Source organism: Mesorhizobium sp. M7A.F.Ca.CA.001.08.2.1 (assembly GCF_003998455.1).
Lineage (GTDB): Bacteria > Pseudomonadota > Alphaproteobacteria > Rhizobiales > Rhizobiaceae > Mesorhizobium > Mesorhizobium ciceri.
Map to the genome: position 1 here is coordinate 1 of NZ_RZPW01001133.1, position 1389 is coordinate 1389.

The 1389-nt window shown below is 67.9% G+C and carries 2 protein-coding genes; both read right to left on the reverse strand.

Annotation, left to right across the window (positions count from 1 at the left end; translation table 11 throughout):
* Positions 1–39 precede the first annotated feature (39 nt).
* A complete protein-coding gene (hisG, locus tag EN914_RS35505; protein WP_024502335.1) occupies positions 40–738 on the reverse strand; it encodes an ATP phosphoribosyltransferase in 699 nt (232 codons plus the stop codon).
* Positions 735–1389: ATP phosphoribosyltransferase regulatory subunit (locus EN914_RS35510; RefSeq protein ID WP_206527319.1), on the reverse strand; the 655-nt coding region annotated here is incomplete at its 5' end. The genes hisG and EN914_RS35510, both read right to left, overlap by 4 nt.

Below are 1389 nucleotides of genomic sequence, written 5' to 3' on the forward strand. Positions count from 1 at the left end.
GGTCCGGAGCCCTGGGGGGCGGGGGGGGAAGGCCCGCCGCTATCCGACCGCAGCCGCCATCTTCGCCGCGATGTCGCGCAGGACCGCTTCATCGGCCGCCGCCCGTGTCTTCTTCGACGCCACCAGGCAGGCCTGCGAGCGCAGGACGAGGCCATCGCCCAGCACCTTGAGATGATTGGCGCGCAGCGTCGAGCCGGTGGTTGTGATGTCGACGATGACATCGGCCAGCCCCGCCGCCGGCGCGCCTTCGGTGGCGCCGAGGCTCTCGACGATGCGGTAGACCTGGATGCCATGCTTCTGCGAGAAGAATTGCTGGGTCAGCCGCCAGTATTTGGTGGCGATGCGCAACCGCCGGCCATGGCGCTGGCGGAAATCGGCGGCGACGTCGTCGAGGTCGGCCATGCTGTCGACGTCGAGCCAGATGTCCGGCACGGCCACCACGACATCGGCATGGCCAAAACCGAGACGGGCGACGATTTCGGCGCGGCTCTCCCAGTCGGCAAGGTTTTCACGCACCAGGTCCTCGCCGGTGATGCCGAGATCGACTGCGCCCTGGCCGATCTCGCCTGATATTTCGGAAGCCGACAGGAACACCACTTCGACATCGTCCAGGCCCTCGACGCGGGCGTGGTATTTGCGCTCGTCGCCGGGCAGGCTGACGGCCAACCCGGCTTTGGCCAGCACGTCCAGCGCCTGCTCTTTCAGGCGGCCTTTCGACGGGATCGCCAGCGTGATCATGGCGCCGTCTCCCGCAATGCCTCGATGCGGTCGAGCCAGACCGAAAAGCCGACGCCGGGGATCGGCGTCTTGGCGCCAAGCAAGGTCAGCAGCCGGTCATAGCGGCCGCCGCCGACCAACGGCCGGTCGCCATTGTCGGCCGCGATTTCGAAAACCAGGCCGGTGTAGTAGTCGAGCGGGCGGCCGAAGGCGGCGTCGTAGCGGATTTTATCGGCCGGCAAGCCATGCGCTTCGATCGCCTTGGCGCGGGCAGCGAACTTTTCCAGCGCGACATCGAGCGACAGACCGGCGTCGGTGGCGAAGGTCTCCAGCGCCTGGGCCGCGCGATCTAGCGGAACGTCGATCGCCAGAAAATCCTTCAGCGCGGAAAACGCCTCGCTCGACAGCCGAACGCTGCGCAATTCGGCTTTCTCGATCAGCCGCCGGGCAATGTCGGATGGCGAGCGTCCGGCGGACGCCGACAGGCCGGCCTCTTCCATGCCGCTGGCGATATGGGCGGAAAGACCGTCCAGATCACCGTCGAGGACCAGAGCGGCGACCGGACCTGAGAGCTGGCTGTTGCGCGGCGGGTTGGCGAGATCGGCGAGTGCCGCCTCAAGCATCGGCGCCGAGCCGAACGCGCGGGCAAGACGCATGCGCCAGCCGCGCGGC

Coding starts and splice junctions, on each gene's coding strand:
- hisG (WP_024502335.1), bottom strand. CDS start 738: ATGATCACGCTGGCGATCCCGTCGAAAGGCCGCCTGAAAGAGCAGGCG.